20 protein-coding genes, 1 tRNA gene and 4 pseudogenes are annotated in these 23,591 nt (G+C 70.6%); 9 read left to right on the top strand and 16 right to left on the bottom strand.

The features are described 5' to 3' along the window. Nucleotides 1-360: 360 nt before the first annotated feature. Entirely contained in the window at nucleotides 361-651 is a 291-nt protein-coding gene (locus tag HDA31_RS09950) for a hypothetical protein (RefSeq protein WP_178064814.1), read from the top strand. 408 nt (nucleotides 652-1,059) lie between these two features. Beyond that, nucleotides 1,060-2,469 (top strand): annotated as a pseudogene (locus HDA31_RS32095) (DUF6244 family protein); the annotation flags it as partial. Here HDA31_RS32095 and HDA31_RS09940 read toward each other — a convergent pair. The 4 genes and pseudogenes from HDA31_RS09940 to HDA31_RS09925 form a co-directional block, all read right to left on the bottom strand. Beyond that, complete coding sequence (locus HDA31_RS09940; RefSeq protein WP_178064812.1) at nucleotides 2,441-2,686, bottom strand: hypothetical protein; 246 nt, start codon at nucleotides 2,684-2,686, stop codon at nucleotides 2,441-2,443. The pseudogene HDA31_RS32095 and the gene HDA31_RS09940 sit on opposite strands and share 29 nt — an antisense overlap. A 469-nt stretch (nucleotides 2,687-3,155) precedes the next feature. Further along, nucleotides 3,156-3,854, bottom strand: a pseudogene (locus HDA31_RS09935) (transposase); the annotation flags it as partial. A gap of 15 nt (nucleotides 3,855-3,869) precedes the next feature. Continuing rightward, complete coding sequence (locus tag HDA31_RS09930; RefSeq protein WP_184871947.1) at nucleotides 3,870-4,133, bottom strand: IS3 family transposase; 264 nt, start codon at nucleotides 4,131-4,133, stop codon at nucleotides 3,870-3,872. 553 nt (nucleotides 4,134-4,686) lie between these two features. Then, nucleotides 4,687-5,277 (bottom strand): TetR/AcrR family transcriptional regulator, encoded by a 591-nt coding sequence (locus tag HDA31_RS09925; protein ID WP_178064809.1) that lies wholly within the window; start codon nucleotides 5,275-5,277, stop codon nucleotides 4,687-4,689. Nucleotides 5,278-5,408: 131 nt separating this feature from the next. On the opposite strand from HDA31_RS09925, the gene HDA31_RS09920 reads away from it, so the two are divergent. The 6 genes and pseudogenes from HDA31_RS09920 to HDA31_RS33325 all read left to right on the top strand — a co-directional run bounded on the left by HDA31_RS09920 (nucleotide 5,409) and on the right by HDA31_RS33325 (nucleotide 9,363). Continuing rightward, entirely contained in the window at nucleotides 5,409-6,116 is a 708-nt protein-coding gene (locus HDA31_RS09920; protein WP_178064808.1) for a DUF998 domain-containing protein, read from the top strand. Next, nucleotides 6,025-6,585 carry an NUDIX hydrolase gene (locus HDA31_RS09915; RefSeq protein WP_311774384.1) on the top strand — a complete coding sequence of 187 codons (561 nt, stop codon included), beginning with the start codon at nucleotides 6,025-6,027 and terminating at the stop codon, nucleotides 6,583-6,585. The genes HDA31_RS09920 and HDA31_RS09915 overlap by 92 nt, the downstream gene beginning before the upstream one ends. 135 nt (nucleotides 6,586-6,720) lie before the next feature. Continuing rightward, nucleotides 6,721-6,918, top strand: a pseudogene (locus HDA31_RS09910) (transposase); the annotation flags it as partial. 117 nt (nucleotides 6,919-7,035) lie between these two features. Beyond that, nucleotides 7,036-8,280: an IS256 family transposase gene (locus HDA31_RS09905; RefSeq protein ID WP_178062888.1), complete on the top strand. Its 1,245-nt coding sequence runs from the start codon at nucleotides 7,036-7,038 to the stop codon at nucleotides 8,278-8,280. Between the two features lie 43 nt (nucleotides 8,281-8,323). Next, nucleotides 8,324-9,091 (top strand): annotated as a pseudogene (locus HDA31_RS09900) (IS5 family transposase); the annotation flags it as partial. Continuing rightward, entirely contained in the window at nucleotides 9,031-9,363 is a 333-nt protein-coding gene (locus HDA31_RS33325) for a pentapeptide repeat-containing protein (RefSeq protein WP_178064807.1), read from the top strand. The pseudogene HDA31_RS09900 and the gene HDA31_RS33325, both read left to right, overlap by 61 nt. 59 nt (nucleotides 9,364-9,422) lie before the next feature. Here the strand turns inward: HDA31_RS33325 and HDA31_RS32090 are convergent, their stop codons facing one another. From HDA31_RS32090 to HDA31_RS09875, 3 genes are all read right to left on the bottom strand, one after another. Next, on the bottom strand, nucleotides 9,423-10,073 hold the full coding sequence (locus HDA31_RS32090) for a hypothetical protein (RefSeq protein WP_246384628.1): 651 nt from the start codon (nucleotides 10,071-10,073) through the stop codon (nucleotides 9,423-9,425). Nucleotides 10,074-10,321: 248 nt separating this feature from the next. Then, the gene (locus tag HDA31_RS09880; protein ID WP_246384627.1) at nucleotides 10,322-13,048 is read right to left on the bottom strand and encodes a M14 family zinc carboxypeptidase; all 2,727 of its coding nucleotides are present in this window, start codon (nucleotides 13,046-13,048) and stop codon (nucleotides 10,322-10,324) included. Nucleotides 13,049-13,367: 319 nt separating this feature from the next. After that, nucleotides 13,368-13,571 carry a hypothetical protein gene (locus tag HDA31_RS09875; RefSeq protein ID WP_219825061.1) on the bottom strand — a complete coding sequence of 68 codons (204 nt, stop codon included), beginning with the start codon at nucleotides 13,569-13,571 and terminating at the stop codon, nucleotides 13,368-13,370. 9 nt (nucleotides 13,572-13,580) lie between these two features. Between HDA31_RS09875 and HDA31_RS09870 the strand changes: the two genes are divergently transcribed. Further along, nucleotides 13,581-14,138 (top strand): tyrosine-type recombinase/integrase, encoded by a 558-nt coding sequence (locus tag HDA31_RS09870; RefSeq protein ID WP_246384626.1) that lies wholly within the window; start codon nucleotides 13,581-13,583, stop codon nucleotides 14,136-14,138. Nucleotides 14,139-14,252: 114 nt separating this feature from the next. On the opposite strand, the gene HDA31_RS09865 is transcribed toward HDA31_RS09870, so the two are convergent. From HDA31_RS09865 to ald, 9 genes are all read right to left on the bottom strand, one after another. Beyond that, a tRNA-Pro gene (locus HDA31_RS09865) sits at nucleotides 14,253-14,326 on the bottom strand. A gap of 713 nt (nucleotides 14,327-15,039) precedes the next feature. Beyond that, a complete protein-coding gene (gene der, locus HDA31_RS09860) occupies nucleotides 15,040-16,443 on the bottom strand; it encodes a ribosome biogenesis GTPase Der (RefSeq protein ID WP_178064805.1) in 1,404 nt (467 codons plus the stop codon). Then, a complete protein-coding gene (gene cmk, locus HDA31_RS09855; protein WP_178064804.1) occupies nucleotides 16,440-17,120 on the bottom strand; it encodes a (d)CMP kinase in 681 nt (226 codons plus the stop codon). The genes der and cmk overlap by 4 nt, the downstream gene beginning before the upstream one ends. A 189-nt stretch (nucleotides 17,121-17,309) precedes the next feature. Further along, the gene (locus HDA31_RS09850; protein WP_178064803.1) at nucleotides 17,310-18,080 is read right to left on the bottom strand and encodes a pseudouridine synthase; all 771 of its coding nucleotides are present in this window, start codon (nucleotides 18,078-18,080) and stop codon (nucleotides 17,310-17,312) included. Further along, entirely contained in the window at nucleotides 18,067-19,020 is a 954-nt protein-coding gene (scpB, locus tag HDA31_RS09845; RefSeq protein ID WP_178064802.1) for an SMC-Scp complex subunit ScpB, read from the bottom strand. Before scpB ends, HDA31_RS09850 begins: the two co-directional genes overlap by 14 nt. Beyond that, complete coding sequence (locus tag HDA31_RS09840; protein ID WP_376701373.1) at nucleotides 19,013-20,002, bottom strand: segregation and condensation protein A; 990 nt, start codon at nucleotides 20,000-20,002, stop codon at nucleotides 19,013-19,015. Before HDA31_RS09840 ends, scpB begins: the two co-directional genes overlap by 8 nt. Nucleotides 20,003-20,162: 160 nt before the next feature. Then, a complete protein-coding gene (locus tag HDA31_RS09835) occupies nucleotides 20,163-21,086 on the bottom strand; it encodes a ParA family protein (RefSeq protein ID WP_043968099.1) in 924 nt (307 codons plus the stop codon). Nucleotides 21,087-21,295: 209 nt separating this feature from the next. Beyond that, nucleotides 21,296-22,273, bottom strand: a complete 978-nt coding sequence (locus tag HDA31_RS09830; RefSeq protein ID WP_178064801.1) for a site-specific tyrosine recombinase XerD — start codon at nucleotides 22,271-22,273, stop codon at nucleotides 21,296-21,298. A 29-nt stretch (nucleotides 22,274-22,302) separates the two neighbouring features. After that, complete coding sequence (gene ald, locus HDA31_RS09825) at nucleotides 22,303-23,418, bottom strand: alanine dehydrogenase (RefSeq protein ID WP_178064800.1); 1,116 nt, start codon at nucleotides 23,416-23,418, stop codon at nucleotides 22,303-22,305. Nucleotides 23,419-23,591: the final 173 nt, after the last annotated feature.

Raw genomic sequence — 23,591 nt, 5'->3', positions numbered from 1 at the left:
AGGGAGGAAGACTTTGTCGCGGCCTGACGGATACCCCAACCACCCTTCGATCGAAGTTCAGAAAGTATTGGAAGATCTCTACCTCCGCGGGTTCAGAGGCTGGCGGGGAAAGATGGAACGAGGCGTCGTGTGCCCGTCCCCGTGCGGCCGGCACTCCCGACAGGTGCACCCGAACCCATCCGAGCCTCAGAGGTACGCGAACCAGCTGCTGAAGTGGGCTGAATCCCGCCCATGTCAAGGTGACATCATTAGGGGGATGGCGCAGGAATGGAGGCCAGGGTCGTCTTACGAGTCGCAGCCCGAGGACGGGATGGGTGGCTCCCATCCGCAGCCGAACTGCACGATGAAGCCGAGCGATTCATGGAAGAGATGCTCGCGGCCGAGGACCCACCCCGAGTCACTGACGTCGCGACCTCCAGCGACGCTCAGGGGGGCACCATCGAGGTCGAAGCCTTCGTTGAGGCAGAGAAGGAAGGCAACGCGGTCGACTGGCTCGTAGACGCCTTCACCTCAGCGCGCGCCTCCATCGAGAGCCGGCGACCAACGAACCAGAGGTACCTCGAGTACCGGAAGCAGATCCTGTACATCGAGTACCTCAACGACGGCCAGCCGAGCCCACCGGAGGAGACAGCCGGGGGCCGAGGCGAGTGACACGCGACCTCGGCTGCCCCAAGGCCTCTGACCGCCCTGCCCTCCGGCACGGAGGAGTGACGTCGACCAGCCATCGAGGATGAACGCCGGCCGGGCCACGCCGCCTGTCGGGCATCCTGCCGGCCGATGCACTCGCGCCCGGGCCGATCGAGAGGTCAGACCACATCGGTCGCGCACAAGCGGCGACCGGGTGCCCAGACGCAAGAAGGCCGCTGTGCGTGTGTGGTGGTGGAGCAAGCTCCACCACCACACCGATACCCAGCTATTGGTCGGTAGACCGCGTCCGGTCATCGCCTCGGCTACCGAGGGCACGGACGGTGGTATTGAGCTTGATCGGCAGACCTTCGTCTCCCTTGAGGAAGGGTGCGATCTCGATGGTGCGACGGAGGCTGCGACCGGGACCGTACCATCCAGGGCGGACTCGGCAGCCTCGCCGCCGCTGTCGGGGAGGCGACCACGGCCGCCGCAGCGGTTCCCCGGCAGGCCGCCGCGCAGGAGACCATCGCCGCTCTCGCGCCGGTGCAGCAGCGCATCACCGCCGCCCGCGAGTCCGCCACCGCGACGATCAGCCACCTCAACGACGCCCGACAACTGGTCAGCGTCGTCCTGCAGGGCGGGCAACCGGGTCCGCTCCTACAGGCCCTCGACGGCGCCAAACAGTGCAGGACTGGTGCGAATGATCGACCACGATGCGCTGGCATGATGGCGTCGATGCCCACCGCCCGACGTCTCCGCCATGAGATCACTGCGGCCTCGCTCGCCGGCATCAGCGACGCCGAGTTGGCAGGGCTGCTGCAGGCCGCGCCCACCGGCGTCACGGGAGTGGGCGGCGACTCCTCGGTGCTCCACGTCCACGGCGTTCCGGTCTTCGCCAAGCGGATCCCCATCACCGATCGGGAGCTGGACCATCCGCACAGCACCGCGAACCTGTTCGACCTGCCCACCTACTGCCAGTACGGCATGTACCGCCTCGCCGGCCCGGGCTTCGGCGCCTGGCGCGAACTGGCCGCGAACATGATCGTCACAGAGGGCGTTCTCGCCGGCGAGACGGGGTCGTTCCCGCTGCTGCACCACTGGCGGGTGCTACCCGGCCGCCCGCCCATCGCGGCGGAACACCTCGACATCGACGCCGTCGTCGCCCAGTTCGGCGGTTCCCCCGCTGTGCGCACCCGCTTCGAGGAACTCGCCCGTGCGACATCCAGCCGCGTGCTGTTCTGCGAACACATCCCCACACCGCTACGCGACTGGCTGACCGCACCGGTCGACAGGTCGGAGACCCTCGAGTGGCAACTGTTCGACATCGTGGCGTTCCTGCGCCGCCGCGAGCTGCTGCACATGGACGGACACTTCGGCAACATCCGGGCCGACCGTGACCAGATCTACCTCGTCGACTTCGGACTGGCCACCTCGCCCCGATTCGACCTGTCCGCCGCCGAACGCGACTTCGTCGCACGCCACGTCCACCACGACGCCGACTACGCGGCGATGCGGCTGGTCAACTGGCTGGCCACCACGGCATGCGGAATGACCGTACCGGCCAACGGCCGCCCGACCGCCCGCGACGCGTACGTGCGCCGCTGCGCCACCGGCGACATCCCGCCCGGCGTGCCGCCGGCCGTGGCAGCAATCCTCGCCCGGCGCGCCCCCCGCCGCTACGAGTGCGGTGAGGAGTCTTCGGATCTCCGGTGCCGACTATCGATCGGTGACCAGACTGAGCCGGCAGCCGGACAATACAGGCATTGGCCCGCCTGGCAGCTCCAGAAGCGAGCGAGGCGATCACTTGGGCCGGTTATGGTTTCAAGGTCTCGAGGCACATGATCAGCACTCTGCTGCCCTCGAAGGTCTTCCAGAGGACGTAGTCGGCTGTCGGAGAGCCGGAGCACGTCTCATAGAGAACCTCCTCTGTCACCGGGCTCGGCCTTATCTCGCGGTACACCACTCGCCTGCGCGCAGCCGCATCCTCACAGGAGACGATGCGCGTGTCGTCTACCGCCTCGTCGGCTACGCAGTCCCCAATCTCGGCGTTGAACTGCACTACATCCCGTACGCTTCGGACGAAGCCGAGGACGCAACTGATCACGCCAACGACGGCAAGAATGGCGGCCACGAACGCCCGTAGGCCCGGCGCCCGAGACCCCTGTCCAGTGGGCAACGACATCAGCACTCCAGCGAAGTGGTGGCAGGGTCGATGGCACCCAAGGTAGGGCTTGCCGTCAACCGCTGCCACACGATTCCTGTTGATGCGGGTGCGAACCCGGACATTTTCAGGTCGGTCAATGCACATCCGGCCGCGGTGGCGGTCCCCGAACCACAATCAGGCGAGCGGGCTGCCCGAAACCCGGACGGTGCCTGGAGCCGCCGCTGAACATTGAGCACCGCCAGCGGCCTCCTCGACCTGCCGAACGCGCCCGCACTTGCAGATCAACAACTCTCGACAAGGCATGATCAGACACACGTCGTCTCGGCAGAAGAGGGATACGCGGAGGCGCCTGAACCTTCCTGCATCACGCACCCCCGTGGGACCATCCTTCAATGCACCCAGGGCCATCGGCCTGTTGCGGGGCGGGTGAGACCGCCGGCCCGGCACGTGCTGTTGGCCAATGCGGCCTGTCCGACTCCGACGCAGTGCCCTCTATTGGTTGCGGTGTCGGTGGTTGAGGTTCCCCCCGGTTCGCCGGAGGGGTTGGTGACCTGGTGCCAGTGGGCTCAGGCTGAACGATAGCGGTCTGGTCCTGTCGGGCCTGGTGGGTGTGCCAGGCGGTTTCGTACTCGTCGGTGGATCGCCAGCCGAGGTCTCTCTGGATACGGCGGGTGTTGTGCCAGCCGTCGATGTAGCCGAAGATCGCCTTCTCGGCCTCGTCACGGGTCCGCCACGAGTTGCGGTGGACCAGTTCGATCTTCAACGTCGACCAGAAGCTCTCCATCAGGGCGTTGCCATAGCTGTCCCCAACCGACCCCATCGACGGCAGGATCCCGTTGTCCGCCAGGCGTTGCGCGAAGCGGAACGACGTGTAGTTCGACCCCCTGTCCGAGTGGTGGATCAGTTGGCCGTCGCGGACGTCGCGCGACCAGATGCCGTATTCCGCAGCGCCGAGGATCAGGTCGGTGTCGCAGCGGTCGGAACACCGCCAGCCCACGATGTGGTTGGAGAACACATCCCGGACGGCGGCCAGCCAGAACACGCGTTCGCCGCAGGGGATACGGGTGGCGTCGGCGACTCACAACCGGTTCGGCGCCGCGGCCGTGAACTGCCGGTTGACCAGGTCCGGAGCGGGTGTCGCCTTCGGGTTCGACCGGGTGGACGGGATGCGCCACTTCTTGCGCAGGAACGCGCCTTGCAGGCCGGCGTCACGCAGCAACCGCTCGACCCGCTTGCGACCGACGTGCCGGCCTTGGTGGCGCAGCATCGCGTGCGCTCTCGGGCTGCCGTAGGTGCCGCCGGAGACGTGGTGGATCTCGGCGATCTCCACCGCCAGTTCCACGTCCTAGCGTCGCCGCGGTGACGGGTTGGCGGCCTGGGTGAGCCAGCCGTAGTAGGTGGAGACGGCCACGCCGATGACCGGAGGACGGGCTCGACCCCGAAGCGGTCGCGTAACTCGTCGACGAGCGTCACGACCGTCGCCGGGTCGGGTCGAGTTCCGAGGCGAAGAAGCCGAGGCTGCCTTCAGGATCTCATTGGCCCGCTTCAGCTCCGCGCTCCCGCCGCAGCCGGCGCAACTCCTCCAAATCGTCTGCCGCGACACCTCGGCGCCATACACCTCCGCCAGGTGAGCCTGGATCTCCCCGGCGGTCAGGCCCTTGGCCGACGTGGTGGTCATGGATTCGCTGGGCTGCTGCGTGTCGGCGTACGGGTTCCGGTGCAGAGCCAGGTACGCCAAATGTGCAGAGGTCTGGGCGGGGTGACGTGAGGGAAGTTGCGGCGCCGGCCCCGCGGCGACACATGTCTGGTGCTCACGATGAGTAGTCGGTGGACGTGGCCTGCCCACCCGGATCGCGGCAGATGCGTACGCGGGGCAGTGGCGCCATCGGCGCCGGCTAGTGGAACTGGCGCTGGTAGCGCAGCCAGCCTTCGTCGAGCAGCCGGAAACCTGCGTCGATGGTGGACTCCGGGTTGGCGGCCCGGGTTGCGCTGAGCTGTATCTGGAGGGCGAAGCGGACGTAGAAGCGGATCTCGTCGCTGGGCTCGGGAAGCCCGAACTCCCGCATGATCGCCGCGATCAGGGCGTCTTCGTGGCGGAACCACATGCGTTCGGCGTACTCGACCAGGGCGGGTGTCTGTTCCATCAAGGCGAGGACTGGCCGCTCAAGTTCGGACCCGAGCGCGGTGATCTCCGCAAGGTAGTGCGCCTTGAGCGCGGCGGAGATCGATGTGTCCGGTGGTCGGTCGGCTACTGCCGCGACGAGCCGGTCGTGTCGCACTTCCTCGTCACCGAACGCGAGGGCCTCCTTGTGCGGGAAGTGCGTGAAGACGGTGGTCGGCGACACGTCCGCCCGGTCGGCGATCTCGCGGACGCTCACCGCGTCGAACCCTCGTTCGAGGAACAGTTCTTGGGCGGCCTGCACGATCGATGCCCGGGTCGCTGCCTTCTTGCGCTCCCGTCGCCCGGGTCGCTGCCCCTCGCTCATGCCGACAGAGTAATGGACCCGCTCGCTACATGCATTGACTCCATAACTGGTGTCGGTACAGTATTGATGTCGGACCGGGAATTGATCGACGGGAGCGACACGAGCGGCGGGATGCCGGGAGAGAAGGAACCATGAAGGCGACCCCCGCCCAGGTGGACGCTCAGCAGAGGCAACGCTCCGCTGCAGGCATCGCGCTCATCGCAGGAGGACTGGTCTTCTTCGTCGCGGAGTTCATCGCCGCGGCCGCGTGGACGCATCCCCCCTACAGCTACACCTACAACTACATCAGCAACCTCGGCGTGCACGGCCCCACGCAGGGATTCGGGCAGCTCATGTACTCGCCGCTGGCATGGGTCATGAACACCGGATTCTTCCTGTTCGGGGTCGTCCTGTTCGGCGGCACCGCCATGCTCGCAGGCCTGCATGGCCTACGCCGTTGGGCAGTGCGCACCCTCGCCTTCCTGATCGCGGCCGGCGGCGTGCTGCTGGCCTTCTTCCACGGAACCGGCGAGATGCCCGACAGCGGTGCCATCGACTTTCACTCGGTGGGCGCCCTGGCCAGCATCGTAAGCGGCAACGTACTGATCATCATTCTCGGGCGCGCGCACCGACAGACCGGAATCGCTACCACCACCGGCCGGGCCATGGTCGCCCTCGGGGTCTTCGGTCTTCTCTCGCTGGTCGGCTTCATGGCCATCGCCGGCTCATCAGCCAGCCTGATCGGCCTGGTCGAACGCTGCGCGGTCTATCCCCTCCTGGTCGGCTTCATCTGCGCCGGCAGGTCCATCTGGAAGGGCAATCGGCGGTCGACGGCCAGCAACCGACGACGAACAGTATGATCAATCGGGCCTGCAAGTTCCTGCCGGCACGGTTCGTGACGGCGAGCTACTGGAACAGGCTGTGCTGCGCGAAGCGTTCGAGGAAACCGCCCTGCATGGACTACGCATAGAGCGGTACCTCGGCGTAACGGAGTGGGACGTGCGGCCCTACGCCGATGCGGTACACGTGCGGCGCTTCTTCCACCTGTCCGTCGAGGGCGCCGAGGTTCCGGACCGGTGGATCGCCATGGAGCGCGGCGACGGCGACGGCGAACCGATCCGCTTCGAGCTGTACTGGCTGCCTCTGGCCCAGGGACACGTTCTGGCAGCCGGCCAATTGCCCTGCTCGGCAGGCTGTTTGATTGACCTCCTCAGAGCGCCAGTTTGGAAGAGCGAAGATCCCAGCCTGCGAGGTCCTGGTGGGCCAGATCAAGGCAGGAAACGCGACCGTTCGTGCCCCTTGGTGACCGTCGGTGGTACCCGCTACTGACACGTAGATGGCACGGCAGCCTACGCGGGCTAGGCCGTGTTTCGTAGCGGTTGACGGCGTGGCGGTGGTCGCTAATCGAGGAGGTCTTCGGTAGTTGGTTCAGCGACCAAGCTGGAACTTCACACCGGAGACCTCGTGCCGAGCGTAGCGGCAGCGAGGCGACATGACCTGACCGACGTGCAGTGGGCGGTACTTGAGCCGTTGCTGCCTGCGGGAACGGGTCATGCTCTGCCTCGCAGATGGACCATGAGACTGATCATCGACGGCATCCGGTGGCGGGTCCGGACCGGATCACCGTGGCGAGACGTGCCCGCGCACTACCCGCCCTGGCAGGTTGCGTCCACGGAAGTGGTGTACGACTTGCCCGTGTTGGGCGTGTTGCGTAGATGAGAGACGGCCATCGCGTCGATCCTTCAAGACGACCAAGTCAGAGAAGGAAGAGAGAACGCGATGGCCGCTTCAGAGAGTGTGAACCCCGTTGACCTGCTGCGCGAGCAGATCGAGGGCGCGTCGCCGGACGTGTTGCAGGCGATGATCAAAACGTTCGCGCAGGCGGTGATGTCCGCCGAGGCCGACGCGATCTGCGGCGCCGGTTACGGACAGCGCAGCGACGAGCGGGTCAACTCCCGCAACGGCTACCGGCCTCGGGAGTGGGACACCCGGGCCGGCACGATCGACCTGGCGATCCCGAAGCTGCGGCAGGGCTCCTACTTCCCGGACTGGCTGCTGACGCACCGGCGGCGGGCCGAGCAGGCCCTGGTCTCAGTGGTCGCCACGAGCTATCTGCTCGGGGTGTCGACGCGGCGGGTGGAGAAGCTGGTCGAGCAGCTCGGGATCCGGCAGCTGTCGAAGTCGCAGGTCTCGGAGATGGCCGCCCACCTGGACGCCCAAGTCGAGGCGTTCCGCAACCGGCCCCTCGACGCCGCCCACTACACGTTCGTGTGGACCGACGCGTTGACGATGAAGGTCCGCGAGCACGGCCGCACCGTCAACGTCCACGCTCTGGTCGCCGTCGGGGTCAACGCCGACGGCCAACGTGAAGTCCTCGGCGTCGACGTCGCCTCGGACGAAGACGGGGCCGGATGGCTGGCATTCCTGCGGTCCCTGACGGCCCGCGGACTGTCCGGCGTCCAGCTCGTCATCTCCGACGCCCATCGCGGCCTCGTCGCAGCGATCGGCGCCGCGCTGCCCGGCGCCGCCTGGCAACGATGCCGCACCCACTACTTGCGCAACCTGCTCACGAAGGTCCCCAGATCGGCGCAGCCGTGGATCGCCACCCTCGTCCGCACGATCTTCGACCAGCCCGACGCCGACGCCGTCCACGCCCAGTTCCGGCGGGTCGTCGCCACGATCGAAGCGAAGTTCCCCGCTGCGGCCGAACACCTCGACGCCGCCCGCGACGACCTGCTCGCCTTCACCGGCTTCCCCCGCGAGATCTGGCGCCAGATCTGGTCCAACAATCCCCAGGAGCGGTTGAACAAGGAGATCCGCCGCCGCACCGACGTCGTCGGCATCTTTCCCAACCGGGCGGCGATCATCAGACTCGTCGGCGCGGTCCTGGCCGAGCAGACCGACGAGTGGACCGAAAGACGCCGCTACATGGGCCTGGAACTCCTCGCCAAAGCCCGCCTGATCACCGTCGACACCCGCCAACACGACACCGACCAGCCCAACGCAGCACCAATCGCCGCATAGCATCAGACCGGATCACGCGATGGCCGTCTCTTACACCACCAGCGCGGACGTGACCCCCTGGCAGACCCTGTACCGGTGGTTTCGGCGCTGGCAGCGTGACGGCGTCTGGTCTCGGTTTCTCACCTCGTTGCAGGCCAGCGCGGACGCGGCGGGGTTGATCGGCGCGACGGTGAGTGTGGACTCGACCATCAGCCGCGCCCATCACCACGCCGCTGGGGCCCGCCGCGACGGGCAGGCGCAGAAAGAGCCCCCCGGTGGTGTGCAGACCGAGCCGGCAGACCACGGCCTCGGCCGGTCGAGGGGCGGCTGGACAACCAAGACCCATCTGGCCTGCGAACAAGGCCGCAAACTGATGGCCGTGGTGGTGACCGCCGGACAACGCGGCGACAGCCCACAGTTCATCCCCGTGCTAACCAGGATCCGCGTCCCCCGCGCCGGTGGCGGCCGGCCACGCACCCGCCCCGACACCGTGCTGGCCGACAAGGCGTACACGTCCAAGGCCAACCGATCCCACCTGCGATCCCGCGGCATCCGCGCGTGCATCCCGAGCAAGACCGACCAGGACGCCCACCGCAAAGCCAAAGGCTCCAAAGGCGGACGTCCGCCCGCTTTCGACCCCGACCTCTACCGCCTGCGTCACGCCGTGGAGTGCGGCATCAACCAGCTCAAACAACACCGCGCCATGGCCACCAGGTACGACAAACTCGCCGTGCGCTACGAAGCCACCCTCACCATCGCCGCCATCAACCAATGGCTCCGCGCCCTAGGAAACACGGCCCAGCCGACGCGCACCTGGGCGACGCGGACCTGACCAACGCGGACTTGGACAACGCGAACCTGAGCGGCGCGGACCTGAGCGGCGCAAAGGGCGTGGCCAGTGACATGATGAGGTGTGCGCTGGTGGACGATAAGACGGTGCTACGTGACGGGGTGACCCGACCCGCACCGTGCCGAAAGGTGCCTCTGTTCCCGCAATCGCCCCCACTACAGGATGTCGCGGGTCCGCCCCGCGCGACCTGTCTCGGCTCGTCACGCCGGAGGTCCAGACGGGCGATCCGTTTTGAAGGGCCGCCCGACTGGTAAGACCGCCTATTCAACCGTCGCCAGTTCGTCGTGAAGACACCGTCGGATGGTCATGGCTCTCACTGTCCGGGGTTGCCCGGGGCGTAGCTGGACCAGGTGGTGCCGGCCTCGGTGGCGAGACGGGCGGTGGTGGCATGGTGGTAGCCGAGCGCCGTCGCGACGATCGGGGCGGGCATGTCGAGGACGTGCTGGCGGATCGCGGCGGCGCGGCCGGCGGTGGTCGGGACACCGAGGGAGTGGACCAGCGCGGCGGGGGTGTTGGGGTGCAGTGGCTGACACCATCGCACGGACCAGGTCGTCGAGCCGGTAGCGGGCGTAGACGTCGAGGGTCGCCGGGTGGGCCAGCTCCCGCCAGGTCGGGTCGTCGGCGGCCAGCCGCAGCAGCACGTCCCACGGGCGGGAGGTGGGTCGACGTCGGCCTCCACCCCGGCGATCGGGAACCCCGGCCGGGCGTACATCGGGGCGACCTGCGGGGTCGAACAGGCGACCACGGTGTCCGCCAGGGTCAGCTCCAGACCGGCGGTGGCCGCCACGTTCTTCAGGGTCACCTCGGCGAACCGGTCGGTCTCGGCGGTGTCGAAGACCGGCACCACCACCGAGCGCAGCCCGGCCAGCACGCTGAACCGTTCGATCGCCGCCTCCCGCCGGTGGTAGGGGACCGGGTTGCGGCGGGTGTTCTCGTGGTTGGCCGAGGTGACCGCCCAGACCACCGTCTCCTCGTCGCCGGAGGTGGCAGTCGGCCCGCCGTCGGGGGTGGCGCGGTCGCCGTCCGGCGCGTCGTGGTGACCGGGCGGTGGCGAGCCGGTGCAGACAGTCGGCCTGGAACCGGGTCAGCAGGTGACATCGGCCGGGAAACAGCAGGTAGCAGGGCTCGCACCGTTGCCAGCCGACGCGGCCCGCCCGGCTCCGCAGGGTGGGTGAGGGCGGCACCCGTAGGTGCCGCCCCCACCCGCCGGTGTCAGCCCACCACGGAACGCAGCGGGATCTGTTCGGCCCGCAGGGTCCGCACCAGGTCACCCAGGAACGGGTGCTCGTCGATCTGGAGACCCTCCGGGTTGGGGATCACCAGGTACGCCGAGCCGTCCGCCACCGTGACCCGCGCGGTGTCGGTGTACCGGTCGACGACCGCCTCGGTGCGGGCCAGGTCACCGGCGGCCACCTGGAGGGTGAACGGCCGCCACTCGCCGCCGAGGTTCTCGGCGACCGGGGTGGCCGCCGCGGCGGCGCGGGCCGGGTCGACCTGGACCGGCGAGGCGGTCCGGGCCGCCGTGCCGCCGGCCGGGTACAGCAGCGCGTTGGCCACCAGGTGCAGGCCACTCTCGTTGTACGCCCGGAACAGCGGGTTGAACGCGAACAGCACCGCCCGGCCGGCGCCGGTCGGCTCGTCCACCACCGCGACCGTGCCCTTGAGCGCGTCACCCTGCACCGTGTAGCCGTTGGCCCAGAAGGTATCCCCGCTCGGGTAGCGCAGGACGTTGCGGCCGGTGCTGCTCGGGGTGAGGATCGGGTCGTTGTTGTTGAACTCGAAGTCCTCCGCCGGCCGGCCCAGCCCGACCGGGCTGTCCGGGTCCACGTCGACCCGCAGGTGCGAGCCGATCACCGTGTAGCCGGTCGGCTTCGGCTTCTCGGTGGTCGAGGTGAGACCGGCGGCGCGGGCCATCCGGGTGCCCTCGTTGCGCAGGCCCAGGTAGGTGTGGCCCTGGGCGATCCAGTTGCGCAGGTTGGCCTGCCCGGTCGCGGTCAGCGCGCCGGTCGCGTTGCTGCCGTCCGGCACCAGCAGCACCGTGCGGCCGGTGAAGGCGGGGGTGTTGTCGTTGATGTCGGCGGTGGTGACCGGGGTGAGGTCCAGGCCCCACCGCTTGCCCAGCACGTACCGGGCCTCGCCGTGCGAGCCGGAGGTGGTGGAGATGCCGGTGCCCTGGAACAGGCCGACGTCCGGCCGGCTGATCGGGGTGCCGACGGCCGCCGTGGTGTACGGGGTGAGGGTCACCCCCAACTTCTTGGCCGTGGCGTTCAGCTCCGGCGTCAACGCGCCGGCCGGCATCCCCACCTGGCCGTCGTCGAGGTCCCGGACCAGCTGCACGTCCTTGCCCAGCAGGGTGAAGGTGAACTCGGCCGCGGCGGCGGAGTCCAGCTCGTAGGTGTAGGAGCCCTTCAACGGCGGCGCGGCCTGGATCTTGCCGCCACCGGTGTTCTGGATCTTGTCGATCAGCTCCGCGTTGGGCTTGACGTCCGCGCCGGTGTAGACGGCGTTCACGCCCATCAGCAACGGGTTGCTCCACGACGACACGTCGTAGAAGTACGGGAACGGCGTGTACGGGTCCTCACCCATGATCGCCTGGATCCAGTGCTTCTGCGGCTGGTTCATCGGGATCCAGTACGACCCGACCGGCACGGTCAGGTTGGTCGCCGACCGGCCGCCGAAGAGCTTCGCGGTGGGCAGCTTGACGGCCTTCTTCACCTGGTAGACCTCGACGTCCATCCGGCGCAGCCGCTCGACGAGCTGGCGGGCGTCGGCGAGCTGCCGGTCGGGCAGCAGGAAGTACGACCTGATGGTCTGCGCCGGCACCGGGAACTGCACGGTGTTGGTGGGCTGGACGACCTCGTTGGGCTCCAGCGTGCCGGCCCGGCCCTGGGCGAGGGCGTCCTTCCAGACCTTGAACCAGCCGTTGAGCACCTCCTGCTTGTGCGCCGCCGCCCAGCCCAGCGTCGACCACTGGGTGTGGAACTGCTGCTGCACCCGGTCGGCCACCGCCGACGAGCTGCCCTTCTCGAAGGTCATGCCGGCGGCACCGAACCCGGCGGCCGGCACCGTGTCGCCGTACCCCATGAAGAACAGGTCGTAGGTGGAGTAGTTGAAGTAGCACTCGGTGGTCACCGCGCCGCCGCACGCGCCGTTGTAGCCGAAGCCGGCCTTGTTGGCCTCACCGATCCGGTTGATCCAGTCGACCGCCTCGCCGGAGATCTCGTGGTGGATCGGGTCGGCGTTGGGCGGGAAGAAGTACTGCCTGCCGCCCATCTCGTGCGCGTCGATGAAGACCTGCGGCGGATACCTGCGCATCAGTTCGAGCTTGCCGTCGGTCTCCTGCTGGGTCCGGGCGAACCAGTCCCGGTTCATGTCGAAGCCGTACTCGTTCTGCCGGCGGCTGGCGTCGCGGCCGTCCGGGTTCTGTGTCGGCACGATGATCGTGATCAGGTTGTCGTTGCGCTGCTGGACCTCGCAGGAGAGCCCGGCGGCCAGCTCGTACAGCGTCTTGAGGGCGGCGTCGGTGCCGCTCTTCTCGCCGCCGTGCACGTTGGCGGTGACCCAGACGATCGCCGGCGCCGCCTCGGCGATCTCCCCGGCCTGCTGCTGGTTGACCACCCGGGGGTCGCGCAGCGAGCGGACGTCCTCGGCGATGCCCTTGAGCACCGCCGGCCGCACGTTGCGCTCGTTCGACACGATCGCGTACGGCAGCGGCTGGCCGAGCACGCTGGTGCCCATCACGCCGGTCACCACCCGCTTGGAGGCGGTGTCCACGGCGTCGAGGTAGCCCCGCACCTCCTCGTTGGTGACCACCCGTTCCTGGCCGGTGCCGAGCGGGAAGCCGAGGAAACTCTCCGGGCTGGGCACCGAGGCCAGTCGGTCGGCGGGATCGGTACTACAGGTCGTCGGGGGCGCGGCGGCGGCCGAGGGGCCGGCCACCAGGGGGATCATTCCGGCCAGTAGTACGATTGCGGTGGCGCTCGCCAGCCGTTTACGGGAATGCAGTGTGGAGCGGAGTGGGGCAGTTCGCATGGGTGTCCCGTTTCCCTTCCCGGGAAATTAATCAAGGGTGCCCGGAGCGTATGACCTGCGCTTTCGGGTGGTCAAGATTCACAACCGGCGGCCGGTACACGATTCGTCAACTGCCCCACACCCTGCCTAATGTGGGCGTTTGGTGGCGAGTCTGCACGTCCACCGTGGACCCGGCTTCCCGGTGCCGGCGGTTCCGGCCCACCGACGGCGGGCCGGGACCGGTCGGTCAGCGCACCCGGACGAACACCGGGTTGGAGTAGAACCACAGATCGCTCCACGGGCTCTCCAGCCCGTCGGCCAGCGGCTCGGCCTCGTCGGTGCTGGTGCCACGTTCCCGCAGGTAGCTGTCGGCCCCGACGTCGCGCAGGGTGTGCCGGATGACGTACTGGGCACCCTGCTGCCGCCAGTCGCGCGGACCGAAGCGGGCCACGTCGACCTCATGCTCGCCACCGGAGCCCGCATCGGCGAGATCCTCGCCCTGCGCTGGGCGGACCTGGACCTCGCCACCGCACGCCCCACCCTGACGATCTGCGGCACACTGGTCTTCGTCACAGCCCAGGGCTTCTTCCGACAGCCCTGGACCAAGAGCGACGCCGGCTACCGCATGGTCGTCCTGCCCCGCTTCGCCGTCGGCATGCTCCTGGCCCGCAAGCTCGACGCTGCCGACAACCCCCACGACGCGGTCTTCGCGTCCCGACGCGGCACCTGGCTGTCACCCAACAACGTCCGCCGTCAGTGGCGCCAGGCCCGCGCCGACACCGACCTCGCCTGGGTCACCCCGCACACGTTCCGCAAGACCGTGGCCACCCTCTTCGATGAAGAGACCAGCACCAAGAACGCCGCAGCCCAGCTCGGGCACTCCAGCGAGAAGGTCACCGCCACCTGCTACATCGCCAAGCCCGTCCAAGCACCCGACGTCTCCGAAGTCCTCGAACGTCTCGGCGCCGAGCGGAACGGACGCCCCACGCCCAGGGAGCAGGACGATGACCATGGATGACAAGTCTGGTTGCCGCCCCGGGTAATCGGGGGGTTTTCGGGGGGCGGTTCAGAACTCCATAGACGAAAACAAAAGCCCTGACCAGTGTTTTCGCTGGTCAGGGCTTTTCGTGTGTCGGGACGGCCGGATTCGAACCGACGACCCCTTGACCCCCAGTCAAGTGCGCTACCAAGCTGCGCCACGTCCCGATGCCACCGTCAGGCACTTGCTCCCTGCGACAGCCGGTACAGCTTAACGCACGATCTTCCCCGTGCACGCATTGGCCCCGCCCCGATTGCCGGCCCCACATCCCGAGGGCGTCCTAGGAGGATAGGGGGCAGCTTGCCGGACAGTGGCGTGGTGGCGGCCGGGTCTGCGAGAGCCCCGGGCACGCTCCGCCAGAGTGGCCCAGCCCTGCGGGCAACACACCTCGTCAGGCGGAGGTCACCACCCGATGCGCCTGCCGGCGGCGCTCCGCCACCACCACCGCCCGTTGGTCCGTCGCGCCTGCCGCGTCGCCGGGCCTGGGGAACCTGGACAGTTGCTGTTCGTCAGCGACGACAACCGTCCAAGATCAGGGCGGTGGCGGGCTCGGAAGGGGGCCGCCGGCCGGCGCGATCGGCCAGCGGTCCAGGTCCAAGGGCGGCCGGGCTCACGCCACAACCCGGACGAAGACGTGGAGACGGCACACGGCCGGAGGGACGCGGAACGACACACCCGGCCGACTGGAGACAGGGCAGACAGCGCGCGCCCGGCCCCGCTGGGCGGGGCCGGGCGGCGAGCGGATCAGAGGCAGGGGCAGCGGGCGGCCGAGGCAGCCGGCGGGCCGCCGCAGCGCCCAGGGACCGAGGAGACGCACGGCCCGAGGAGGCAGGAGGCGACAAGCCCCGCCGCCCCTGCCAGGGTGGGCGGGGCGACGACGTCAGCCGTGCGCCTTGCCCCGGCCGCCGGGGCCGAGCTTCTTGCGCGGGCGTACCGAAATCTCCACCGGGCTGCCCTCGAAGCCGAACTCCTCGCGGAGCTTGCGCTCGACGAACCGCTGGTAGCCGGCGTCCAGCGGCGCGGTGGTGAAGAGCACGAACCGCGGCGGGGCGACCCCGGCCTGGGTGGCGAAGAGGATCTTCGGCGCCCGGCCGCCGCGCACCGGGTGCGGGGTGGCCTGCACCAGGGCGGTCAGCCACGAGTTGAGCTGCGCCGTGGGCACCCGGGTCTCCCAGCTCGCCAGGGCCTTGCGCAGCGACGGAGCGAGCCTGTCGACCGCCCGGCCGGTCTTGGCCGACAGGTTGATCCGCAGCGCCCAGGGGATGCGGCGCAGCTCGCGCTCGATCTCCTTGTCCAGGTAGTACCGGCGGTCGCCGTCGACCAGGTCCCACTTGTTGAAGGCGATGACCAGGGCTCGGCCCGCCTCGGTGACCATGGACAGGATCCGCTGGTCCTGCTCGCTGATCGGCTCGCTGGAGTCGAGCAGCACCACGGCCACCTCGGCGGCCTCGATCGCCGAGGCGGTGCGCAGGCTGGCGTAGTATTCGGTGCCGCTGGCCTTGCCGACCCGCTTGCGCAGCCCGGCGGTGTCGACCAGCTGCCAGGTCTCCCCGCCGATCTCCACGAGGCTGTCCACCGGGTCGACGGTGGTGCCGGCGACCGAGTCGACGACCGCCCGTTCCTCGCCGGAGAACCGGTTGAGCAGGCTGGACTTGCCGACGTTGGGCCGGCCGACGAGCGCGACCCGGCGCGGGCCGCGCGGGCGGTTCTCCACGATCGCCGGAGCCTCGGGCAGCGCCTGGAGGATCTTGTCGAGCAGGTCGCCGGAGCCTCGGCCGTGCAACGCCGAGATCGGGAACGGCTCGCCGAGGCCGAGCGACCACAACGACGTCGACTCCATCTCGATGGTGGCGTTGTCGGCCTTGTTGGCCACCAGGATGACCGGCTTGGCGCTGCGCCGCAGCATCTTGACGGCGGCCTCGTCCACGTCGGTGGAGCCGACCATGGCGTCGACCACGAACAGCACCACGTCGGCGGTGGCGACGGCGATCTCGGCCTGCGCGGCGATCGCGGCCGCCCGGTCCTTCGCGTCCGGCTCCCAGCCGCCCGTGTCGACGACCGTGAAGGCGCGGCCGGACCACTGCGCGTCGTAGGGGACCCGGTCCCGGGTCACCCCGGGGATGTCCTCGACGACGGCCTGCCGCCGGCCGATGATGCGGTTGACCAGGGTGGACTTGCCGACGTTGGGGCGGCCGACGACGGCCACCACCGGCACCGGGCCGGTCGGCTCCTCGACGTCGGCATCCGGCTCGCGCAGCTCCACCCAGCCCTCGTCCGTGGTCACGCCACGCCCCGCTCGGTCAGCAGCGCGCGCAGCCGGTCCACGACCTCGTCGATGCCCAGCTCGGTGGTGTCCAGCACCACCGCGTCGGCGGCCTGCTGCAACGGGTCGGCCTTGCGGGTCGAGTCGAGCCGGTCGCGGCGGGCCAGGTCGGCGGCGGTGGCGGCCACGTCGGTGGCGTCCTCGGCGCTGCGCCGCTGGGCGCGCGCGGCCTCGGAGGCGGTCAGGTAGACCTTCAGGTCGGCGTCGGGGGCGACGACCGAGCCGATGTCACGGCCCTCGACGACGATCCGGCCGGCCTTCGCGATCATCTCCCGCTGCCGGGCCACCAGCAGGGCCCGCACCGACGGTACGGCGGCCACGGCGGAGACCGCGCCGGTGACCTCGGTGCCCCGGATCTCGGCGTCGACGCCCACGCCGTCGGCGGTCACGCCGTACCCCTCGGGGTCGGTGCCGATGCGCAGGTCGACCTCGGCGGCGACCTTGCCCACCGACTCGGCGTCGGTCAGGTCGACCCCCGAGCGCAGCACCGCCCAGGTGATCGCCCGGTACATCGCCCCGGTGTCCAGGTAGCGGGCGCCGAGGCCCACGGCGAGCCGCCGGGAGACGGTGGACTTACCCGAACCGGACGGCCCGTCCACAGCGACCACGCAGCGCCCGGCCCGTACGTTTTCCTCCACCGTGATCCTCCTCAGCCCGTGCCTCGCGGGGCCCGGCGGCCCGTCGCGAGCGGTTTGTCGTCGTCGTCAATCATGCCCGCGGCCCGTCGAGGGGCCGCGTGCGACGCCGTCGGTGGCGACCCACGCCACCGTGCGTCCCGTCCGGGACGTCACGGAAGCCTACCCGTTGGGGTACCCCGCCCCACGGGGTCAGTCACCCACCGCCTTGAACAGGGCGGCGACCTCGGCGTTGGTGAGCCGCCGGGTCCGCCCGGCGCGCAGGTCGCCGAGGCGGATCGGCCCGATCGAGGTACGCACGAGGCGCGCCACCGGGTGCCCGACCTCGGCGAGCAGGCGTCGGACGATATGTTTGCGCCCCTCGTGCAGGGTCAGCTCCACCTGGGCGGTCTTGCCCAGGGTGTCCACCACCTTGAAGGAGTCGACGGTGACGGGGCCGTCCTCCAGCTCGATGCCGGCGGCCAGCCGCTTGCCGAGGTTGCGCGGGATCGGCCCGGCCACCTCGCACAGGTAGGTCTTCGGCACCCCGTACGACGGGTGGGTGAGCCGGTGGGCGAGGTTGCCGTCGTTGGTGAGCAGCAGCAGGCCCTCGCTGTCGGCGTCGAGCCGCCCGACGTGGTAGACCCGCTGCTCCACCCGGTGACCGACGAAGTCGGACAGGGCGGTGCGGCCCCTCTCGTCCGCCATCGTGGAGACGACCCCGCGCGGCTTGTTCAGGGCCAGGTAGACCAGCCGGGTGTCGGCCTGGAGGCGCTCGCCGTCGACGAAGATGACGTCGCGGGTCGGGTCGGCGCGGTCGCCGAGCTGGGCCACCTTGCCGTTCACGGTGACCCGGCGGCGGAAGATCAGGTCTTCGCAGGCGCGGCGGGATCCCACGCCGGCGGCGGCCAGCACCTTCTGGAGGCGTTCGGCCCCCTCGAAGACGGGCGCGTCGGTCTTGGGGGCACGGTCATCGCGTCGCATCGGCAAGCTCTTCTACGTCGTCGGGGAGGAACGGGGCGAGCGGGGGCAACTCGTCGACCGAGTTCAGCCCCAGCTTCTCCAGGAACATCGTGGTGGTGCGGTAGAGGAAGGCGCCGCTGTCCGGTTCGGCGCCGCACTCCTCGACCAGTCCGCGGGAGACCAGCGTACGGAGCACCCCGTCGCAGTTGACACCCCGGATGGCCGAGATGCGCGAACGGGTCACCGGCTGCCGGTACGCGACCACGGCAAGGGTCTCCAGCGCCGCCTGGGTCAGCCGGACCGACTGCCCGTCCAGCACGAACCGCTCGACGTAGGTGGCGTATTCCGGGCGGGTGTAGAGCCGCCAGCCGCCAGCCGCCCGGCGCAGCTCGAAGCCGTGCCCGGCGGCGGTGTAGCCGGCCGCGATGTCGTCGAGCAGCGGGCCGATGCGCTCCGGGGACTGTTCGAGGACCTGGGCCAGGGTCAGCTCGCTGACGGGCTCGTCCACCACCAGCAGGATGGCCTCCAGCGCCCCGCGCAGTTCCGCGTCGTCGAGCTCGGGGGCCGGCGGCGGCGCGGGGGCGGCCCGCCGCCGTGGGGCCCGCTGCTTCCGCTCCCCCGCGGTCCCGCTCCCCCCGGCGCTCCCGCGCTTCCCCTGGCCGGGCTTCTCCGCCTCGTCCCCCGACTCGCCGTCGTCCAAGAGCGCGCCGCCGTCTCCAGGTGCGCCGCCGTCCCCCGGCATGCCGTCGTCCCCGGCCCGGCCACCGTCGGCCCGGTCGGCGGCCTCCGCCGCCTCCCCCGCCAGGGAGATCTTGGAAGAATCGGGCCCCTCCGGGGGCCGTTCGTTTCCAAGATCCTCTTGGTCGGCCGGCGACGGGGCGGGGGGACGGGGGCGGTTCCAGGGCGGGACCCAAGCGGCGGCCTGGTCGGCCAGGGAGTCCCGGCGCTCCTCGTCACTCATCGCGCTGCTCCTCGCCGTTCATACCACCGCCACCATCGCCCGCGCCGCCGCCACCATCCGCGCCGCCACCACCCGCGGTCCCGCCGATGCCGTCCGGCTGCTCGGGCGGGGCGCCGGCGTACTCGTCGACGTGCAGCTCGGTGCCGCCGTCGGCGGGGCCGGTCCAACGGACGGTCAACTCCTCCAGCGCCTGCTCCTGCACGAAGGCCACGAGGCCCTCCCGGTACAGCTCCAGCAGCGCCAGGAACCGGGCCACCACCTCCAGCGTGGCCTCGCAGTCGGCGCAGAGCAGGGAGAACGTGGCGACGCCGGCCCGGCGCAGCCGCTCGGCGATGATCCCGGCGTGCTCCCGGACGCTGACCCGGACCAGGTGCACGTGCGCGATGGACACCTCGGGCACCGGCTTCGGCGTCATCGCCCTGACCGCCAGCTTCAGCAGCCGCTCGGGGCCGATGCCGAGCACCAGGTCGGGCAGCGCCTCGGCGTAGCGTGCCTCAAGGGTCACCGCCCGGGGGTAGCGCCGTCCGCCGACCGCCTCCAGCTCGGCGATGTGCGCCGCCGCCTCCTTGAACGCCTTGTACTGCAACAGCCGGGCGAAGAGGAGGTCGCGTGCCTCCAGCAGCGCCAGGTCCTCCTCGTCCTCGACGTCGGCGGCGGGCAGCAGGCGGGCCGCCTTCAGGTCCAGCAGGGTGGCGGCGACCAGCAGGAACTCGCTGGTCTCGTCCAGGTCCCACTGGTCGCCCATGGCCCGCAGGTAGGCGATGAACTCGTCGGTGACCCGGTGCAGGGCGACCTCGGTGACGTCCAGCTTGTGCTTGCTGATGAGCTGGAGCAGCAGGTCGAACGGGCCGGTGAAGTTGTCCAGCCGGACGGTGAACCCGGTGGACTCCCCGCCCGCGCCGTCGCCGGCCGCACCGGCCACGCCGCCGGCGCCGGCCACGGGGGGCGGCGCGGCGGGCGGGTCCAGGGGCGGCGCGGTCACCGGACGACCGTAGTCCACGCCCCGGGCACCGCGACGACAAGGCCGCCCCGGACGACGAGGCCGCCCCGGACGACGACGAGGCAACCCCGGCGGCCCGCGGCAGCCGACCGCTGGTGGGCCGCCGGCCAAGGGCGGGCGCGCCGACGACGGGCCACCCGGCCTACCGCTCCGCCTGCGCGGCGATCACCTCGCGGGCGAGCTGCCGGTAGTTGCGGGCGCCCGACGACGCCGGGTCGAGGGTGGTGATGGGCGCACCGGCCACGGTGGACTCGGGGAACTTCACCGTCTTGGTGATCACCGTCTGGTAGACCTTGTCGCCGAACGCCTCGACCACCCGCTGGAGCACCTGTCGGCAGTGGGTGGTGCGGCTGTCGTACATGGTGGCGAGGATGCCCTCCAGCTCCAGGTCGAAGTTGAGCCGCTCGCGCACCTTGTCGATCGTGTCCAGCAGCAGGGCCACGCCCCGCAGGCTGAAGAACTCGCACTCCAGGGGGATGAGCACGCCGTGCGCGACGGTCAGCGCGTTGATCGCCAGCAGGCCGAGGGAGGGCTGGCAGTCGATGAGGATGTAGTCGTATTCCTTGCGGATGGACCTGAGCACCCGGGCCAGGGCCATCTCGCGGGCGACCTCGTTGACGAGCTGTATCTCGGCGGCGGAGAGGTCGATGTTGGCCGGCAGCAGGTGCAGCCCCGCCACGTCCGTCTTGATCAGGACGTCCTCGGCGGTGACGTCGTCCTGCATGAGCAGGTTGTAGACCGACAGGTCGAGGTTGTGCGGGTTGACGCCGAGGCCCACGGAGAGGGCGCCCTGCGGGTCGAAGTCGACAAGCAGCACCTTGCGGCCGTATTCCGCGAGCGCCGCGCCCAGGTTGATCGTGGTGGTGGTCTTGCCGACGCCGCCCTTCTGGTTGGCCATCGCGATGATCCGGGCCGGCCCGTGCCGGTCGGTGGGCATCGGCTCGGGGATCGGCTTGCGCATCGTGTAGGCCGCCGGGTCCGCCGGCCCGAGGTCCGCGCCGAGCGTGGCCTGCTGCTCGCGGAGCTCCGTCGTCCAGGTCTCGGCACGGTCACCGTTGCCAGCCATGTCCTCGTTGCCCCCTCCCGACGACCACCTGGCGTCGGAGCCGTCCGACGTCCCTCGCGGCGCCGCTGCGCACCCCGGTCCTGTCGCCCCGCAAGGTCCGCGCCATGCCGACTGTACGCCACCGGTCAGCAGGGCGTTCGGCACCGGTACGGCGTGTCGGCCCCGACCGGCCGGTCCCGGCGGGCGGGTCCGGCCGGCGCGTCCCCCGGTCAGCCGCGGGCGCGCGGGTGGGCGGTGGCGTACACCTCGCGCAGCCGCTCCACGGTGACCAGCGTGTAGACCTGGGTGGTGGTCACCGAGGCGTGGCCGAGCAGTTCCTGCACCACCCGCACGTCGGCCCCGCCGTCGAGCAGGTGGGTGGCGTACGAGTGGCGCAGGGTGTGCGGGGAGACGGCGTTCGTCCCGTCCACCGGCAGCCCGGCCCGCTCGGCGGCCCGCCGCAGGATCGTCCACGCCCCCTGCCGGGTCAGCGCGCCCCCGCGCGCGTTGACGAACACCGCCGGGGTGCCCCGGCCGGCGGCGACCAGGGCGGGCCGGCCGCGCACCAGCCAGGCGCGCAGCGCCTCGACGGCGTACCCGCCGACCGGCACGAGGCGGGTCCGGCCGCCCTTGCCCCGCAGCAGCACCGCCGCCTCGCCGCTGTCGAGGCCGTCGAGGTCGTCGATCGCCGCGCCGACGGCCTCGGAGATCCGCGCGCCGGTGGCGTACAGGAACTCCAGCAGCGCCCGGTCGCGCAGCGCGAGGGGCGCGCCGTCGCCGGTGGCGGTCACCGGGCCGGCGGTCTCCAGCAGCCGCACCACGGCGTCGACGGGGAGCGCCCGGGGCAGCCGGCGGGGCGGGGCGGGCGGCCGGACGTCGCGGCTCGGGTCCGCGCCGGTCAGCCCCTCGCGCACGGCGAAGCGGTGCAGCCCGCGCACGGCTGACGCGGCCCGCGCGGCGGAGGAGACCGCCAGGGGCGGGTGGCCGTCGCCGCCGGCGCGCAGCCGGGCCAGATGGGCCTCGACGACGCCGGGCCCGACGGTGGCGAGGTCGGCGATCCCGGCGGCGGCGAGGGTGGCGAGGTAGCGGTCCAGGTCCCGGCGGTACGAGGCGAGGGTGTTCGCGGACAGGCCACGCTCGACGGTGAGGTGGTCGAGGTAGCCGCGCAGGGCCCGGCGCAGGGCCGGCGCGGGTTCCGCGCCGGCCACCTCCGGTGCCCCGGGGTGCCGCTGCCCGGTCAGGCCAGCACCTCGGCCAGCGGCCGGGTCGGCATGCCGTGCGCCTCGGCGACCGGCCCGTAGACGACCTGCCCGTCGTGGGTGTTCAGGCCCAGCGCCAGGGCCGGGTCGCGGCGCAGCGCCTCGCGCCAGCCGTGGTTGGCCAGCTCCAGGGCGTACGGCAGGGTGACGTTGGTCAGCGCGTAGGTGCTGGTGTGCGGCACCGCGCCGGGCATGTTCGCCACGCAGTAGAAGATGGAGTTGTGCACCTGGTAGGTCGGCTCGGCGTGCGTGGTGGGCCGGGAGTCCTCGAAGCAGCCGCCCTGGTCGATGGAGATGTCGACGAGCACGCTGCCCGGCTTCATCCGGGAGACCAGCTCGTTGGAGATCAGCGTGGGGGCCTTGGCCCCGGGGACGAGGACCGCGCCGATGACGAGGTCCGCGTCGAGCACGGCCCGCTCGATCTCGTACGCGTTGGAGGCGACCGTCTGCAGGTGGCCCCGGTAGATGGCGTCGGCCTGGCGCAGCCGGGCCACGTTCTTGTCCAGCAGCAGCACCTCGGCCTGTAGGCCGAGCGCGATCGCGGCGGCGTTCATGCCGGACACGCCCGCGCCGATGACCACGGTCTTGGCCGCGTAGACGCCGGAGACGCCGCCCATCAGGATGCCGCGCCCGCCGCCCTGCCGTTGCAGGTGGTACGCGCCGACCTGCGGGGCGAGCCGGCCGGCCACCTCGGACATCGGGGCGAGCAGCGGCAGCGACCGGTCCGGCAGCTCCACGGTCTCGTACGCGATGCCGGTGACCCCCCGGTCGACCAGCGCGTCGGTGCACGCCCGGGACGCGGCCAGGTGCAGGTAGGTGAAGAGCACCTGCCCGGCGCGCATCCGGTGGTGTTCCTCGGCGACCGGCTCCTTGACCTTGAGCACCAGGTCGGCGGTGTCCCACACCTCGTCGGCGGTGGCCAGGATCTTCGCGCCGGCCGCGGCGAACTCCTCGTCGGTGATGCTCGACCCGACGCCGGCGCCGGACTCGACGAAGATCTGGTGGCCGCTGCGGGTGAACTCGTTGACGCCCGCGGGCGTGATGGCCACGCGGTATTCGTGGTTCTTGACCTCGCGAGGGATTCCGACCTTCACGATGCAGACACCTCTCTCCGGGGCCGTCCCGCCCCGACCGCCCGGTGCGCGGGGCTCCGTTGCCGCCGCGGTCCACCGTCCCGCCGGCGGCAGTCTAGGCGGGCCGCCCGTTTCGCGGCGCCGACACTGTGCCATCCCGTGCCCGGGGGTGCTGACGATGTGTCAGGCATCGA

Source organism: Micromonospora carbonacea (assembly GCF_014205165.1).
In the GTDB taxonomy this organism is placed as follows: domain Bacteria; phylum Actinomycetota; class Actinomycetes; order Mycobacteriales; family Micromonosporaceae; genus Micromonospora; species Micromonospora carbonacea.
This window is presented reverse-complemented; position numbering and strand designations above follow the sequence as displayed.